The following is a 253-nucleotide window of genomic DNA, read 5'->3' on the forward strand; positions in this document are numbered from 1 at the left end:
GTCGGCCCCGAGCTGATCGACGCCGTCGACCTCGCCCCGTTCCTCGACGCGTTCCTCCTGCTGATCGTGCTGCCCCTCGCGGCTGCCGGCCTCACCCAGTACGCGGCGTCGCGCACGCGCGCGGGGCGAGCTGTGAGCGACGCGGCCCAGAGCGCGATGGTGCCGCTGATGATGCTCACGCTCGCGGTCGTCGTCGCCTCGCAGATCGCCGGCGTCAGCCGACAACTCCCCGCACTGCTCGCGACGATTCCCC

At 72.7% G+C, this 253-nt stretch carries 1 pseudogene; it reads left to right on the forward strand.

The annotated features are described in order from the left end of the window. Positions 1-253: pseudogene (locus SB773_RS33290) on the forward strand (arsenic resistance protein); the annotation flags it as partial.

Source organism: Bacillus sp. SIMBA_074 (assembly GCF_046534555.1).
In the GTDB taxonomy this organism is placed as follows: Bacteria; Bacillota; Bacilli; order Bacillales; family Bacillaceae_G; genus Bacillus_A; species Bacillus_A mycoides.